The organism is Streptomyces sp. BB1-1-1 (genome assembly GCF_031597775.1).
Lineage (GTDB): Bacteria > Actinomycetota > Actinomycetes > Streptomycetales > Streptomycetaceae > Streptomyces > Streptomyces thinghirensis.
Genome location: NZ_CP134203.1, coordinates 1,768,635 through 1,784,451 on the forward strand (window position 1 = coordinate 1,768,635; position 15,817 = coordinate 1,784,451).

The following is a 15,817-nucleotide window of genomic DNA, read 5'->3' on the forward strand; positions in this document are numbered from 1 at the left end:
CCGCGCGGCGTCGGGTCGGTCAGGGGGCGGTCAGCTCCACGAGCCTGGTGACGGTGTTCCAGTTGCGGGAGGTGGCGATCACTCCCTTGTTCACCCGGGGCCTGGCGAGGGTCTCGGCGAGCTTGGAGCGGCCGAGGCCGTCCGGCGCGTACAGGTACAGGGCGCGGTCGCCGAGGCGGAACTCCTCCGGGAGGAACGCCGGCCGGTCGATCGCCGCGAAGCGTTCCGCGTCGACCGGCGCGGAGAAGTACGTGACGTGCAGCTGCTTGGCCTCCAGGTCGGCGGCCGGGAACGGGCACTCCTCGGCGACCGCCCGCAGATAGGCGTGGTCGCGCACGATCACGTCCACCGCGAAGCCGAAGCGCTCCTCGATCGCCCGCGTCAACTCGGCGGCCAGGGACTCCTCGTCCCCGTGGCCGGACGCGAACACGGCCTGCCCGCTCTGGAGATGGGTGCGTACGGCGTCATGACCGAGGCCTTCCAGCAGCGCGCGCAGTTCGGCCATCGGGACCTTCCTCGCGCCGCCCACGTTGATCCCGCGCAGCAGCGCCGCGTACGTCGTCGTCATGCGCACACCATAGGACGGCCGTCGTGCCCCGTGGGGGTGGGCACGACGGCCGACGTGCGCGCCACTCTCGCCGATGCGGGGTGCGCGGTTCAACCACTACACACTCCTGTGACTTATTCAACAACTTCGCGGAAGGCTCCCGTACCGGCGTCGTACCGGCGTCACACCCTGATCATGACTTTCGAGTAACCCCGGTAGGTGTAGGGGCCCGAGTCCTCCTCAGCGGTGAGGAACGGCGATACGGAGGGATGAGCCGACCCCGTCGCACGTCACCGAAGAGGCCGACGAGATGGCTTTATGCGGGCCATACCTTCGAAGCGAGAGGTGGCGGCAGGGGGTCGTCACCGCTTTCGAGGGGGCAAGCCCGTCATGGGGAACGGAGACACACGGGTGCGGGGCATAGCCGCCCGGGCCGGCGGCTGGAGTGCCCGGCACCGATGGGCTGCCGTCGGGATCTGGGTACTGTTCGTCGTCCTGGCGATGGGGCTCGGCTCGGCGGCCGGCCGTGTCGACGTCAAGGACAGCGACCAGATGGGCGGCGAGACGCACACCGCCGCCATGATCGTCGAGGACGCCGGGATCGACGAGCCGGCCAGTGAGACCGTCCTGATCCAGGCGAAGGACGGGTCCCTGAAGGCCACGGACGCCGAGTTCCGCGCCGCCGTCACCGCGGTCGTCACGGCGGTGGAGGCAACCGGGAAGGTCACGGGGGTGACCACGCCGTACGAGGCCAGGACCATCTCGAAGGACGGCCGCAGCGCGCTGGTGCAGTTCGACATGCGCGGCGAGGCGGACACCGCGGGCGAGCGGGTCGAGCCGGTGCTGAAGGCCGTCGAGGGCGTCCAGAAGGAGCACGAGTCGCTGCGGATCGAGGAGATCGGCGGCGCCAGCATGATGAAGACGTTCGACGACGCGTTCGGCGACGACTTCAAGAAGGCCGAGTACTCCGCGGTCCCGGTGGCCCTCGGCATCCTGCTCGTCGCGTTCGGCGCGCTGGTGGCGGCGCTGGTTCCGGTGGCGCTGGCGATCACCGCGATCATGGCGACGATGGGTCTGATGGGTCTGGTCAGCCACTTCCAGCCGATGAGCGAGACCGCCAACTCCGTGATGCTGCTGGTCGGTCTGGCCGTCGGCGTCGACTACTGCCTGTTCTATCTGCGCCGCGAGCGCGAGGAGCGCGCCGCCGGGCGGGACGCGCAGACCGCGCTCAGGATCGCCGCCGCCACCAGCGGCCGGGCGATCGTCGTCTCCGGTGTCACGGTGTGCGTGGCGATGGCGGGCATGCTGTTCACCGGTATCGCCGAGTTCGAGGCGATGGGCCTGGCCTCGCTGATGGTGGTCGCGGTCGCCATGGTCGGCTCGGTGACGGTGCTGCCCGCGCTGCTGTCCCTGCTGGGCGAGCGGGTCGAGAAGGGCCGTCTCCCGTTCCTGCGCCGGCGCCGGAAGAACGGCGCCTCCGAGGGCAGCCGGTTCTGGACGGCCGTCCTTCGGCGCGTGCTCGCCAAGCCGCTGCTCGCCGCCGCGGTGGCGACCGGCGCGCTGCTGGCCGTCGCCGCGCCCGCCATCGGCATGAAGACGGAGAACCTCACGCTGGACCAGGAGTTCGGCGACTCGCTGCCGATCGTGCAGACGTACAACCGGGTCAACGAGGCGTTCCCGGGCGGGTCGGACCCGGCCGAGGTGGTCGTGAAGGCCGACGACATCAACGCGCCCGAGGTGCGGGCCGCGCTCGCCGACTTCCGGGAGCGGGCGGTCAGTTCCGGTGCCTCGCGCGGGCCGGTCGACGTCACGATGCACGACGAGCAGAACGTCGCCCTGGTCTACGTCCCGCTGGTCGGCGGCTCCGACCAGGACAAGGCGGGCGACAGCCTGGACAAGCTGCGCGACGACGTACGGCCGGCGACACTCGGCAAGGTCGACGGCGTCGAGGCCCCGATCACCGGACAGGTCGCGGGGTCCAAGGACTTCAACGACCAGCTCGTCGGGTCGGTCCTCCCGGTCTTCGTGTTCGTGGTGGTCTTCGCCTTCCTGCTGATGCTGCTGTCCTTCCGCTCGCTGACGATCGCGCTCACCTCGATCGTGCTGAACCTGCTGTCGGTGGGCGCGGCGTACGGCATCCTGGTCGCCGTCTTCCAGCACGGCTGGGGTGCCTCGCTGGTGGGCGCCGAGGGGGTGGGCGCCATCATCACCTGGCTGCCGCTGTTCCTCTTCGTGATCCTGTTCGGCCTGTCGATGGACTACCACGTGTTCGTGGTCTCGCGGATCCGCGAGGCGCGGCTGCGGGGACGGACCACCAGGGACGCGATCCAGCACGGCGTGGTCACCACGGCGGGCGTGGTCACCAGCGCCGCCGTCATCATGGTCGCCGTGTTCGCCATCTTCGGCACGCTGTCGATGCAGTCCATGAAGCAGATGGGCGTGGGCCTGGCGGCGGCGGTGCTGATCGACGCGACGATCATCCGGGGCGTGCTCCTGCCGGCCGTGATGGCCCTGCTCGGCGAGCGCAACTGGTATCTGCCGAAGTGGCTGCACCGGCTGCCCGACCTCACCCACGACGAGACGCCGGAGGCGATCGGGCCGGCGGCCCGGGACGACGAGGGCGAGCGGGTCGGGGTGTGAGCGAGCGCCGCTGCGGCTGACAGCCGAAGGGCCCGTCGGTTCCGGGAAGTCCTCCTGGAACCGACGGGCCCTGCGCCGTCGTCCGCTTCGGTGCGGTCAGGCCCGCGCCGCCGCCAGTTCCGCCTCGATCAGGTCCGCGGCCCGTCGAGTGCCGCCCTCCTGTGCCATCTGGGCCTGGAACTCCTTCAGCCGCCCGGCCACCTCCGGGTCGTCGACCAGGGCGAGGGCGGCGGTGCGCAGCGCCTCGGCGGTGGCCTCCTCGGTGGGGAGGTGGCGGGCGACGCCGAGCCCCTGGAGCATGTCCGCGTTGCCGAACTGGTCCACGGCCTGCGGTACGGCGATCATCGGCGTGGCGGTGGCCAGTCCCTCCTGGCTGCCGCCGGCGCCCGCGTGGGTGACGAACAGGTCGGCCTGCTGGAGGATCGCCAACTGCGGCACCCACGAGCGGACTTCGACGTTCTCCGGTACGTCGCCCAGTTCTGCCGCGTCGACGTGCTTGCCGATCTGGAGCACCACGTGCCAGCCGGGCAGCCCGGCGAAGGCCTCGACGCAGGCCCGGTAGAAGGCCGGCTGCTTGGTGAACGCGGACCCGAGGGACACCAGGACGACCTTCTCGGCCCCCTCGGGACGCTGCCAGTCCCCCTCGGCGGTGCGGTCGCCCTGGCAGGCGCCGACGAAGGTGTACGTCTTCTCGTCGACCCGGTCCGCGTTGGGCTGGAGTGCCTTGGGGATCAGCACCAGGGAGCGGTCGGGGCGGCCGGCGAACGGGTCGGGGTGCTGGGTGATCCCGTTCTCCTCCAGCCAGGCGTGGAAACGGGCGTAGTACGCCTGGCCGCGCTCGGTCTTCAGGGGCTCCTCCCACATCGGCTCGCCGACCTCCTGCTCGTACCCCTCCCAGGCGACCATGCACGGCGAGAGGGAGACCACGGGTACGCCCCAGCGGTGGCCGAGGACCCGGGCCGGGTAGGCGGAGATGTCATGCAGGATCAGGTCCGGTTCGTCTCCCTCGTACGCCTCGACGAGCTGCGGGAGCGCCTGGATCGCGTCATCGAGGAACGGTTCGACGTTGTCCAGCAGGGTGGTCCCCCACGCTTCCGGGTCGGCGTCGGGGCCGGGCAGCGTGCTGTTCCACAGCTTGGGTTCGGCACCCGCCTCGGCGACCTTCTCCGCGAAGAGCGGCGGGATCGCGTACGTCACCCGGTGCCCTCGCGCGACGAGCTCGCGGATCACCTCCAGGCTGGGGTTCACGTGGCCGTGCGCGGCGATGGAGAACATGGCGATGTGTGCGGGAGCGGTCATGCGCCGAATGTATGCGAGACGAGACGTCTCGTGCAACCCTTTTCCCCGCGCGCTCCCCCTCATGCCGCCAGCTCCTCGTGCAGCCGCAGCCAGCGCGTCGGCGCCACCTCGCCGACGAGCACGCCGGGGTCGAGGCACGCGGCCCGGAACGCCGCGTCCACCCGGCGCCGGGGGTGGGCACGCCGCAGGGACGCGTGCAGGGAGCCGCCCACTCCCGAGAAGCCCAGTTCGACCAGGTCCCGCCAGCTTCGGTGGGCGGCGTCGGCGAGCAGCGGGGTGCGGCGGCGTTCGATGCGCAGGATCCCGGCGTCGACGCGGGGCGCCGGCCGGAAGCCGTACCGGCTCACCCGCCCGACCAGCCGCCACTCGTGACGGGGCCAGGTCCGGACCGTCAGCAGGCTCCAGCGGCCGTAGTGGCCGGTGCGTTTGCGGGCGTACTCGAGCTGGGTGAGCAGCGTGGCGTCGGTGAGGCCGGGCGCGGTGAGGCACCACTCGACGATGTCCGCGGTACGCGAGAAGGGCACGTTCCCGGCGACGGAGAACGGCGTGTGCGGGGGCCGCGCGGCGAGGAAGTCACCGGCGACGACGTGGACGTGGGGCGTGCCCGCGAAACGGGCGCGGAGCGCGGGGAGGAGCCGGGTGTCGATCTCGTAGGCACGCAGCTCCCGGCTGCGGCGGGCCAGCGGCTCGGTGAGGGCGCCCTTGCCGGCGCCCACTTCGAGGACGAGGGGCGGGTGCCGGCGGTCGGGGGCGGCGAGCCGGGCGACGTGCTGGGCGGTGGCGCGGTCGGCGAGGAAGTTCTGCGAGAGCGTGCGGGCACGCTGGGTGGGGCGGGCCATGGCCTGCGGTCCTTGTCTTCCGTGAAGGGGGAAAGGGCAGCCGAAGGCCCTGACCGGAAGACGAAGGCGAAAAAGGGATGCGGAGGCTCAGTCCCGCCGCGCGTGGGTCACACGCGTCAGAGCGTGTGTGACATGCGTCAGCGCGTGTGTGACACGCGTCAGCGCGCGGGTCAGCGGCGGGGGGTCCCCGGGCCGGTCAGGGCTCCGGGGCCACGACGCATCCTGATGGAGTACGTGCAGCCCCGGCCGAGACCGGAGTTGTAGATCGCGTTGAAAGCTGCCACGGAGACGACGCTAGGGGCCCGGGCGCCGGGTGGGCAACGGGTTTTCCGCCGCCCGGCGCGAGCGCCGTCAGCGCTGGTAGCGGGCGAGGACGAGGTTTCCGTCCTTCTCCAGGCGGTCGCACAGCTCCTCCATGCCGATCGCTCCGCTGTAGTACTCCTGGAGTGCGGGGGTGGCCACCTTGTCCTTCCACTCGGGATAGCCCCGGACGGACTGCGCGGGCGCCAGGCGCAGGTGTTCGGCGAGGGCGGTGCCCGTGGCCCAGCCGTGCTCGGCCGTGTGCAGGGCGGGGTCCTTCAGCGCCTCGGTTCCGGTGGGCAGCATCCAGTCGCCGAGGGCGAGGCGCGTCATGTTGTCCGGCTGGAGGAGGAAGTCGAGGAACGCGGCGGCTTCCTTCTTGTGCGGGCTGTCCTCGGCGATCGACAGGGTCTGCGGGCTGACGCCCTGGGTGGGTCCGTCGGTGCCGGCCGGGGCGGGCAGCACCCGCCAGTCGAAGCCCTCGGGTGCCTGCTGCTCGATCTGCTGGCGGTAGGAGAACCCGAGCGGCACCATCGCGTACTTGCCCGCGAAGAAGCCGGGCAGGGTGTCGGAGCCGCCGCTGCCGAGGGTGGCGGAGGAGGCGCTGTGGTCCGTGTTGACCTGGTCGTGGATGGTGCGGGGCACCACCTGGTCGCCCTCCTCGAACCGGACGGTGACCTTCCCGTCCGCGTCGCGGTGGAACAGCCGACCGCCGGCGGACAGGGACAGGTTGAGCGTGGCGGACACGGGCTCCTTCAGCGGCCAGGCCACCCCGTACTTCCCGTCGCCGCTCAGCCGCTTCGTCACCTGCCGGAACTCCGCCCAGGTCCAGGGGTGTCCGGGCGTGGGAATCCGGACGCCGGACTTCTTCAGCAGGTCGGCGTTGGCGATCAGGACGCGGGGTTCCTGGAGGAACGGCACGCCGTAGACGCCGTCGCCGAAGGTGACGGTTTCCCAACTGCGCTGCGGAATGTCCGACTTCAGCCGCTCGGGCAGCAGACCGGTCAGGTCGGCGAGGTAGCCACCGTAGGCGAAGTCCGCGAGGTCGTCGGAGGCGTCGTGGATGATGTCGGGTGCCTCGCCGCCCTCGAAGGAGGTGAGGAGCTGGTCGTGGACGCTGTCCCAGCTGCCCTGGACGTACTCGACGCGCACGTCCGGGTGGGTGGCGTTCCACTCCCGCACCAGTTCCTTGTTGGCCGCCACGGACTCGTCCTGCCAGGCCAGGGACTGGAAGCGCAGGGTGATCCGGCCGTCGTCCGCTCCGTCGCCGCCGCCCGTGCAGCCCGCGAGCAGCAGGGCGAGGGAGACGAGCAGGGTCACGATCCTCGTACGCGTCGCCATCAGCTCTTCACCGCCCCGGCGAGCATGCCGCCCGTGATCCGCCGCTGGATGAGTGAGAAGACCACCAGCGAGGGCAGCGTCGCGAGGAAGGCCGCCGCGGCGAGCGGTCCGAGGTCCGCGACGCCCTCCGCGCCGATGAAGTGGGTGAGGATCACCGGCAGCGTCTGCTTCTCCGGTGTCTTCAGCAGCACCAGCGCGAAGAAGAACTCGTTCCACGCGGTGATGAACGCGAACAACGCCGTCGCCACGATCCCCGGCGCGAGCAGGGGCGCGGTCACCGAGACCAGGATGCGCAGCCGCCCGGCGCCGTCGACCGCCGCCGCCTCCTCCAACTCGGCCGGCACAGCCCGGACGTACCCGGCGAGCATCCACAGCGCGAACGGCAGCGACCATACGACGTACACCATCACGAGTCCCGGCACGGAGTTGATCAGCTGGAGGTTCTTCAGGACCAGGAAGAGCGGGATGATCAGCAGGACGAAGGGGAAGGCCTGGCTGACCACGACCCACCCGGTGGCCGCCTTGGTGAGCCGGCCGCGGTGCCGGGCCATGACGTACGCCATCGGTGTCGCGATCAACCACGGCGACCACCGCGGCGCCGAGCGCGGCGAGCAGCGAGTTGAGGGCGGCCCGCAGCAGCGGCTGCTCGTCGAAGGCCTGCCGGAAGTTGTCGAGGGTGGGGTTCTCGGGGATCCAGGTGGGGTGGAGGCTCGCCAGCTCCTGCGGCGGTTTGAACGCGGTGGAGATCAGCCACAGGAACGGGAAGGCCAGGAAGACGAGGTACGCGAGCAGCGCGGCGTACTGGCCCACGCGGGCCCCGGTCGAGGTCCTCATGCCTCGTCACCTCCCCTGAGCCGGCCGACGAGGAAGACGGCCAGCAGGATCGAGATCACGGCGACCATGACGCAGCCCATCGCCGCCGCGTAGCCGAACTGCCCGTAGCGGAAGGCCTCCTCGTAGGCGAAGAGCATCGGCAGCCGGGTCCGGCCGCCGGGCCCTCCGTTGGTCAGCACGTAGACCAGGGCGAAGGAGTTGAAATTCCAGATGAGGTTGAGCGCGGTGATGGCGAGCGCGACCGGTCTGAGGGCGGGCCAGGTCACCGTGCGGAAGCGGCGCCACGCTCCGGCGCCGTCGACCGCGGCGGCCTCGTGCAGCTCGCGCGGGGTGTTCTGGAGCCCGGCGAGCAGGGCGACCGTCGTCTGCGGCATGCCGGCCCAGACGCCGACGACGATGACGGCGGGCAGGGCGGTGGCGAGGCCGCTGAGCCAGTCGCGGCCGTCGCCGAGGCCGAAATCGCGCAGGGTCTCGTTGAGGATGCCCGCGTCCGGGTTGTAGACCAGCCGCCACATGATGCCGACGACGACCTCGGGCATCGCCCAGGGAATGATCGCCAGGGCACGGGCCAGCCAGCGCAACCGGAGATTCTGGTTGAGCAGCAGGGCGAGGCCGAGTGCGAGCAGGAACTGCGGCACCGTCACCCCGACGGCCCACACCAGCCCGATCCTGAACGACTCCCAGAACAGCGTGTCGTGCATCAGGTCCTGGAAGTTCAGGGTGCCGATCCACCGGGTGGGCTCCGTCCGGCCCGACTGGGCGTCGGTGAACGCCAGCATGATGCCGTAGAGCAGCGGCCCCACGCTGAGCACCAGGATGGGGATCAACGCGGGCAGCACCAGGAACCAGGCGCCGTGGTCGGGGCCGCGCCGTGGCCGGTCCGTACCGGGCGCGCGGCGCGCCGGCTTTCTCGACTCGGTCACCAATGTCACGTAATCAGCCCCTTTGCACGGCTCGAACGGGCCTGGTCATGGTCGTGAAGGCGCCGTGCCCCGTCAAGAGCCCACGCACACGCTCCCACCTGTGCGAATGCGACACTGGCCGACGGATGGCGGGAACCGGGCGGACACGACGGACACGACCGGACGACCGGCACCACGGACACGACCGACACGGAGGCAGGCGACGATGGACGAGGCACGGGCGCGGGAGGTGCTGGCCGCGGCGGGGGTGCTGCCCGGCCCGGCGCGGGAGGCGCGGCTGCTCGCCCTCGGCGAGAACGCGGTGTTCGCCGCCGGTGACCTGGCGGTCAAGGTGGGCCGCGACGCCGAACTCCTCGACCGGGCGCGCCGGGAACTGGCCGTCGCGGTGTGGCTGGAAGAGGCCGGTGTGCCGGCGGTGCGGGCGGCCGACCCCTCGGCGCTGTTCGTCGAGGGGCATCCGGTGACCGTGTGGCGGCGGCTGCCCGACCCGGTGCGGCCCACCGAGCCCCGGGACGTGGCCGCGCTGCTCCGGCTGGTCCACGCGCTGCCCTCCCCCGCCTTCGAGCTGCCGCCCCGCGAACTGCTGGGCGGTGTGGAACGCTGGCTGCGGCTCGCGGGCGACGTGATCGACCCGGCGGACGCCGCGTATCTGCGCGAGCGCCGCGACGGCTTCGCGACGGCCGCCGCCGCGCTCACCCCCCACCTGACGCCCGGCCCGATCCACGGCGACGCGCTGCCCCGCAACGTGCACGTCGGTCCCGACGGGCCGGTCCTGATCGACCTGGAGACCTTCTCCGCCGACCTGCGCGAGCACGATCTGGTGGTGATGGCGCTCAGCCGGGACCGCTACGGGCTGCCCGCCGAGGCGCACGACGCCTTCACCGCGACCTACGGCTGGGACGTGCGCGAGTGGGACGGCTGTGCGGTGCTGCGCGGCGCCCGGGAGACGGCCAGCTGCGCGTGGGTGGCCCAGCACGCGCCGAGCAACCCGAAGGCACTGGCGGAGTTCGAACGCCGGGTGGCGTCGCTGCGGGACGGGGATCCGACCGTGCGGTGGTATCCGTTCTGACCGCGCGTCTCACGCGCCGGGCGGCTGTTCCTTCTGACCGCTCGTCACCGTTCCTTCTGACCGCGCGTCGCCGTCCGGTGTCCGGTCAGACCCGTTCGTCGGCCGGTTCGCGCAGCGGCCACGTCCCGTCGACGACGGCCGTGGCGTCGCCCTTGCGGCGCAGGAAGCTCTGGAAGTCCGCCGCCCACTCGGCGTACCACTCGATCTGGCGGTGGTGCAGGTCCGCCGGGCCGAGGGACGCGACCTTGGGGTGGCGGCCGGCTATCGCGCAGGCCAGCCGGGCCGCGGCGAGGGCGTCGGCCGTGGCGTCGTGGGCGGCGTCGAGCGGGACGCCGTACTCCCGGCAGACCGCTTCCAGATTGCGCTTGCCGCGGCGGTAGCGGTCGACGGAACGGTCGATGGTGTACGGGTCGATGACCGGGGCCGGGTCGAGGCCGCCGAGGCGGTCGCGCAGGGACGGCAGTCCATAGCGCCGCAGTTCGGCGGAGAGCAGGGTGAGGTCGAAGGCCGCGTTGTAGGCGACGACCGGGACGCCCGTCTTCCAGTAGGCCGCGAGCACACCGGCGATGGCGTCGGCGACCTGGTCGGCGGGGCAGCCCTCGGTGGCCGCCCGCTCATTGGTGATGCCGTGCACCGCCACCGCGTCCGCCGGGATCTCCACGCCGGGGTCGGCCAGCCACTCCCGGCGTCCTCGCGGCTCCCCGCCCATGACCTCGATCACGGCCCCCGTGACGATGCGCGCCTCGCGCGGATCGGTGCCCGTCGTCTCCAGGTCGAAGCCGATCAGCAGCTCCCGGTGCCAGCCCATGGGCGGTCCCCCTTCTTGGTGGTGCGTTCCCCCAGTGGTCTTCACCTTCCCACGGACCACTGACAATCAGAGGATCGCATTCCGCTTACGCCCGGCCAGGCAGCGGTCCGACCCGGCGCCGGCGCTCACGACACGGGCCGCGAATCCGCCCACATCAGCTCGAACTCCTCGCGATAGGTGGGAAAAAGTCCGCCTTCGTCGAGCTGGTCCGACTTCACGACCTTGCCGCCGTTGCGCCCGTTCCGCAGGACGAGCACCGGCGCCTCCATCCCCCGCGTCCGGCGCAGATAGGACTGCACGACCGCGATGCCGTCGGCGCCGTCCCCGTCGACGAGGTAGGCCGTGAAGCGGGGGGTCTCGTCGAAGACCTGGATCTCGAACGCGCCCGGGTCCCGCAGCCGGGAGCGCACCCGGCGCATGTGCAGGATGTTCATCTCCACGGCGCGGCTCAGCTCGCCCCGCTTGATGCCCAGTTCGCGCTCGCGGCGCTTGATCGCGCTGGAGGCCGGGTTCAGGAAGAGCAGCCGCACCCGGCCACCGGACTCGGCCAGCCGCAGCAGGCGGCGGCCGGAGAAGTTCTGCACGAGCAGGTTGAGGCCGATACCGAGGGCGTCCACGCGCCGCGCGCTGCCGAAGAGGTCCTCCGCCGGGAACTGGCGCAGCAGCCGCACCCGGTCCGAGTGCACGGCGACCACGTCGGCGTACCGGTCGCCGACCAGGTCCTCCACCGCGTCGACCGGCAGCCGGCGCGTGGACGGCACGTCGCCGCCCGCGCCCAGGACCTCCAGCAGCCGCGCCGAGGCCCGCTCGGCCTGGTTCAGGACCGCCTCGGACAGCGCCCGGTTGCGGGAGACGACGTTGCGGGTGACCTCCAGCTCGTCCAGGGCGAGTTCCACGTCGCGGCGCTCGTCCACGTACGGCTCGAAGCAGGGCCAGTGCTGCACCATCAGCTCGCGCAGCTGCGGCAGCGTGAGGAAGCTGAGGACGTTGTCGTCGGCCGGGTCGAGCAGGTAGCCCTTGCGGCGGCTCACCTCGCGGACGGCGACGGCGCGCTGCACCCACTCCTGGCCGGCGGGTCCGGCCGCGGCGACCACCCATTCGTCGCCGTGGACGGGTTCGTAGACCGGCCTCAGAACGGCGGCCACGACCGCGCGCAGCCGCTGTTCGACGAGGTTGAGCCAGATGTAGGCCCGGCCCGCCCGCTGCGCACGGGTGCGCACCTCGTGCCAGGCGTCGGTGTCCCAGTCCAGTTCCGGACCGATCGCGCCCGCGCTCATCGGCCGCGCCAGGGACACCGCACCGGGCGGGACGTCCGCGGAGTTCCCCTGGTGACCGTCGTCACCAGGAGGCAGCTCCAGCCCTCCCGAGCCCACCCGCGCACCGCCTTCCGCTCCCCCGGAGCACTCCCGGGGAGACCCCGTCCCAACGATCAAGGAAGGGTACTCCGCGAGCGGTCCGCGGTGCAGCCCGATGGACGGGCCGGTTTTCCCAACATCCGTGAGCCACAAGCCCGTTCCGGTCGGCCCGACACCGGGGAGTGAGCGGATTCATAGCGGTGACACGGCCCGGTACGGGGAAGGATCCCTCGCATCCCGCAGCGGGGCGCATGCGGCACAGAACGCCGAAGGGTGGGTAGGAGGACGTACGTGCTAGGTGGTCACCTCACTTTCGGGGAGACTTCCCGGAGACTCGGAGCCAAGGCGTCCGCACCGGCGCCGTACACCTGAAAGAGTCGTGTCCATGCAGGTCTGGCCTGGAGAGGCGTATCCACTCGGTGCCACGTACGACGGCGCCGGCACCAACTTCGCGGTCTTCACGGAGGCCGCCGACCGAGTAGAGCTGTGTCTGCTGCACGACGACGGCTCGGAGGCCGCGGTCGAGCTGCGGGAGAGCGACGCGTTCGTACGGCACGCCTACGTGCCGGGCGTGATGCCCGGGCAGCGGTACGGCTACCGCGTGCACGGCCCGTACGCCCCGGAGCGCGGGCTGCGCTGCAACAGCGCCAAGCTGCTCCTCGATCCGTACGCGCGTGCGATCAGCGGCTCGATCCAGTGGGGCGAGGAGGTGTACGGCTACCACTTCGGCGACCCCGGCCGGCGCAACGACCTCGACTCGGCTCCGCACATGATGACCTCGGTCGTGGTCAACCCCTACTTCGACTGGGGCGACGACCGGCGCCCCCGGACGGAGTACCACCACACGGTGCTCTACGAGGCCCATGTGAAGGGCCTGACCATGCGGCACCCGGGCCTCCCCGAGGAACTGCGCGGCACCTACGCGGCCCTCGCGCACCCGGCGCTCATCGAGCACCTCACCGAACTGGGGGTGACCGCGCTGGAGCTGATGCCGGTGCACCAGTTCGTCAACGACCACCGCCTGGTGGACATGGGCCTGAACAACTACTGGGGCTACAACACGATCGGCTTCTTCGCCCCGCACAACGCGTACGCCTCCTGGGGCGACCGCGGGCAGCAGGTGCTGGAGTTCAAGTCGGCGGTGAAGGCGCTGCACGAGGCCGGTATCGAGGTCATCCTCGACGTGGTCTACAACCACACCGCCGAGGGCAACCACCTGGGCCCGACCCTGTCCTTCAAGGGCATCGACAATGCCTCGTACTACCGGCTCACCGACGACCCCCGGTACTACATGGACACCACGGGCACCGGGAACTCCCTGCTCATGCGGTCCCCGCACGTCCTCCAGATGATCATGGACTCGCTGCGGTACTGGGTCACCGAGATGCACGTCGACGGGTTCCGCTTCGACCTCGCCGCCACCCTGGCCCGGCAGTTCCACGAGGTGGACCGGCTGTCGTCGTTCTTCGACCTGGTGCAGCAGGACCCCGTGGTCTCGCAGGTGAAGCTGATCGCCGAGCCGTGGGACGTGGGCGAGGGCGGCTACCAGGTGGGCAACTTCCCGCCGCTGTGGACCGAGTGGAACGGCAAGTACCGGGACACGGTGCGGGACCTGTGGCGCGGCGAGCAGCGCACGCTGGCCGAGTTCGCGTCCCGGCTGACCGGATCGTCCGACCTCTACCAGGACGACGGCCGCCGCCCGCTGGCCTCGATCAACTTCGTCACCTGCCACGACGGCTTCACCCTGCACGACATGGTGGCGTACAACGACAAGCGCAACCACGCCAACGGCGAGGACAACCGGGACGGCGAGAGCCACAACCGGTCCTGGAACTGCGGGGCCGAGGGCGAGACCGACGACCCGGCGGTGCTGGAGCTGCGGGCGCGCCAGATGCGGAACTTCATCGCCACCCTGCTGCTCTCGCAGGGCGTGCCGATGATCAGCCACGGTGACGAGTTCGCCCGCACCCAGCGGGGCAACAACAACGCCTACTGCCAGGACAACGAGCTGGCGTGGGTGGCGTGGCCGGACGGCGACGGTGACGTCACCGCTGCCGGGCTGCTGGAGTTCACCCGCGCGATGGTGTGGCTGCGCAAGGACCACCCGGTCTTCCGCAGGCGGCGCTTCTTCCACGGGCGTCCCGTGGAGGGCACCCACGACGAGCTGTCGGACATCGCCTGGTTCACCCCCGAGGGTGCGGAGATGACCCAGCGGGACTGGAACTCGGCGCGGGCGTCGGCCCTCACGGTGTTCCTGAACGGCAACGCGATCTCCGAGCCCGGCGCGCGCGGGGAACGCATCTCCGACGACTCGTTCCTGCTGATGTTCAACGCCTCGCCCAAAACGCTGGACTTCGTGGTGCCGGTCGACCACGGCCGCCAGTGGGAGGTGATCGTCGACACCGCCCGCACGGAGGGGGTTCCCTCGGGCACGGGCCCGAAGGTGCAGGCCGGGGACCGGCTGACCCTCGTGGACCGGAGCATGACGGTGCTGCAGCGGCCGGTCTAGGAAGTCGTGTTGCTGGAGCGGCCTCCCACGCGCGCGTGGGAGGCCGCTCCGGTGTGCCGTCCGATGCCCGGCGCCGGGCGCGCCGCCAGGGCGATCACGCAGGCGAGCGCGGCGGTCACACTCGCCGCCGCGAACGCCGCGACCGGGCCGTGGGACTCGGCGAGGCGGCCGGTGACGGCGACCGCGAGGGCCTGGCCGCCGACGATCGCGCTGGTCGCGAAGGCCATCGCCTCGGCGAGCCGGGCCCGCGGCACCGTCCGCTCGGTGAGCGCGAACACGGTGATCAGGTGGGGGGCGTAGGCGATGCCCAGGACGGTGACCACCACGTACAGTCCGGTCAGGCTGTCCGTCCACAGCAAGGGCAGCGACAGGGCGCACGCCGTCGCGGTGGCCGCCCGCCAGCGGGCCCGCAGTCCGACCCGGGCGGGCACGACGGCCATGGCGAGACCCGCGATCGCGCTCATCACTCCCATCGCGGCGTAGACGAGCCCCGCCTGCTCCGGCTGCCCGAGCCGCTCGGTGAGCGCGGTGATCCCCGCCTGGCAGGCCCCGAACATCGCCCCCTGGAGGGCGAGCGAGGCCCGCAGGGCGTGCACCGCGCGGGGCATGCGGGGGCGGGCGCGGGGCCCGCCCGGCGTGCCCGTCGCCCCGACGGCCGAGGGCGCCGACGCGCGGGCCGTCGGGTGCAGGGCGAAGGCGGTGCCGCACACGGCGACGAGTACGGCGGCGCCGGTCAGGGCGTACGCCGGGTGGGCGAGGACCGCCGCCAGGCCGACCAGGGCCGGGCCGAGGACGAAGGAGACCTCGTCGAGGGTGCTCTCGAAGGACAGCGCGGCGCCCACGGTGGGCTCGGGGGCACCGGCCCGGCGGGCGAGCGCCACCAGGCGGGCGCGGGCCAGCGGGCCGATCAGGGGCACGCTCGCACCCGCCGCCACCCCGAGGACCACCAGCAGCGGCGTCGGTACCTCCGCGAGCGCACCGGCCACCAGGGCGGCGATCGCGACGGCGTTGACCAGTGCGAAGACCAGGACGACGGTGCGCTGGCCGTACCGGTCCGCGAGCCGGCCGACCAGCGGGCCGCAGGCGACCTGGCCGACGGCGAGCGCTCCGCCGGTCAGCCCCGCGACGGCCAGCGAGCCGCTGGTACGGGCGACCAGCAGGAGGCTGCCGAACTGGATCGTGGCCGTCGGCAGCCGTCCCAGGAAGGACACCACCGGCAGCAGCGGCCCGGTCAGGCCGATCACCTCTCGGTACGTCTCCAGCGCGCCTCGCCGTCCGGTGCCTCCACTGCTTCCCATCGCTCGAAGCTAGCCACGCGCGCGTACGCCCGTGGAGGGGCCGATGACACGAAAG

General features: G+C 71.8%; 11 protein-coding genes and 1 pseudogene. 3 read left to right on the forward strand and 9 right to left on the reverse strand.

Going from position 1 to position 15,817, the window contains the following annotated elements; genetic code table 11:
* Positions 1–19 precede the first annotated feature (19 nt).
* Positions 20–568 carry a DUF1697 domain-containing protein gene (locus RI578_RS08230; RefSeq protein ID WP_310870484.1) on the reverse strand — a complete coding sequence of 183 codons (549 nt, stop codon included), beginning with the start codon at positions 566–568 and terminating at the stop codon, positions 20–22.
* 369 nt (positions 569–937) lie between these two features.
* On the opposite strand from RI578_RS08230, the gene RI578_RS08235 reads away from it, so the two are divergent.
* The gene (locus RI578_RS08235; protein WP_310870485.1) at positions 938–3,187 is read left to right on the forward strand and encodes an MMPL family transporter; all 2,250 of its coding nucleotides are present in this window, start codon (positions 938–940) and stop codon (positions 3,185–3,187) included.
* Positions 3,188–3,283: 96 nt separating this feature from the next.
* Here the strand turns inward: RI578_RS08235 and RI578_RS08240 are convergent, their stop codons facing one another.
* From RI578_RS08240 to RI578_RS08260, 5 genes and pseudogenes are all read right to left on the reverse strand, one after another.
* Positions 3,284–4,549, reverse strand: a complete 1,266-nt coding sequence (locus tag RI578_RS08240) for a macrolide-inactivating glycosyltransferase (RefSeq protein ID WP_310870486.1) — start codon at positions 4,547–4,549, stop codon at positions 3,284–3,286.
* Positions 4,546–5,325 carry a 23S rRNA (adenine(2058)-N(6))-methyltransferase Erm(O) gene (gene erm(O) / locus RI578_RS08245; RefSeq protein WP_310870487.1) on the reverse strand — a complete coding sequence of 260 codons (780 nt, stop codon included), beginning with the start codon at positions 5,323–5,325 and terminating at the stop codon, positions 4,546–4,548. The genes RI578_RS08240 and erm(O) overlap by 4 nt, the downstream gene beginning before the upstream one ends.
* Before the next feature lie 351 nt (positions 5,326–5,676).
* Entirely contained in the window at positions 5,677–6,966 is a 1,290-nt protein-coding gene (locus RI578_RS08250) for a sugar ABC transporter substrate-binding protein (protein WP_310870488.1), read from the reverse strand.
* A pseudogene (locus RI578_RS08255) lies at positions 6,966–7,800 on the reverse strand (carbohydrate ABC transporter permease). The gene RI578_RS08250 and the pseudogene RI578_RS08255 overlap by 1 nt, the downstream one beginning before the upstream one ends.
* Positions 7,797–8,732, reverse strand: coding sequence for a sugar ABC transporter permease (locus RI578_RS08260; protein ID WP_310870489.1), 936 nt, complete (start codon positions 8,730–8,732; stop codon positions 7,797–7,799). The pseudogene RI578_RS08255 and the gene RI578_RS08260 overlap by 4 nt, the downstream one beginning before the upstream one ends.
* Before the next feature lie 196 nt (positions 8,733–8,928).
* Between RI578_RS08260 and RI578_RS08265 the strand changes: the two genes are divergently transcribed.
* A complete protein-coding gene (locus RI578_RS08265; protein WP_310870490.1) occupies positions 8,929–9,792 on the forward strand; it encodes an aminoglycoside phosphotransferase family protein in 864 nt (287 codons plus the stop codon).
* A gap of 85 nt (positions 9,793–9,877) precedes the next feature.
* Here the strand turns inward: RI578_RS08265 and RI578_RS08270 are convergent, their stop codons facing one another.
* Together RI578_RS08270 and RI578_RS08275 are read right to left on the reverse strand one after the other, a co-directional pair.
* Positions 9,878–10,600, reverse strand: coding sequence for a 3'-5' exonuclease (locus RI578_RS08270; RefSeq protein ID WP_310870491.1), 723 nt, complete (start codon positions 10,598–10,600; stop codon positions 9,878–9,880).
* Positions 10,601–10,725: 125 nt separating this feature from the next.
* Complete coding sequence (locus RI578_RS08275; RefSeq protein WP_310870492.1) at positions 10,726–11,973, reverse strand: SAV2148 family HEPN domain-containing protein; 1,248 nt, start codon at positions 11,971–11,973, stop codon at positions 10,726–10,728.
* A gap of 367 nt (positions 11,974–12,340) precedes the next feature.
* On the opposite strand from RI578_RS08275, the gene glgX reads away from it, so the two are divergent.
* Positions 12,341–14,464: a glycogen debranching protein GlgX gene (glgX, locus tag RI578_RS08280; RefSeq protein ID WP_310870493.1), complete on the forward strand. Its 2,124-nt coding sequence runs from the start codon at positions 12,341–12,343 to the stop codon at positions 14,462–14,464.
* On the opposite strand, the gene RI578_RS08285 is transcribed toward glgX, so the two are convergent.
* Positions 14,461–15,762 carry an MFS transporter gene (locus tag RI578_RS08285; protein WP_310870494.1) on the reverse strand — a complete coding sequence of 434 codons (1,302 nt, stop codon included), beginning with the start codon at positions 15,760–15,762 and terminating at the stop codon, positions 14,461–14,463. The two genes, glgX and RI578_RS08285, sit on opposite strands and share 4 nt — an antisense overlap.
* Positions 15,763–15,817: the final 55 nt, after the last annotated feature.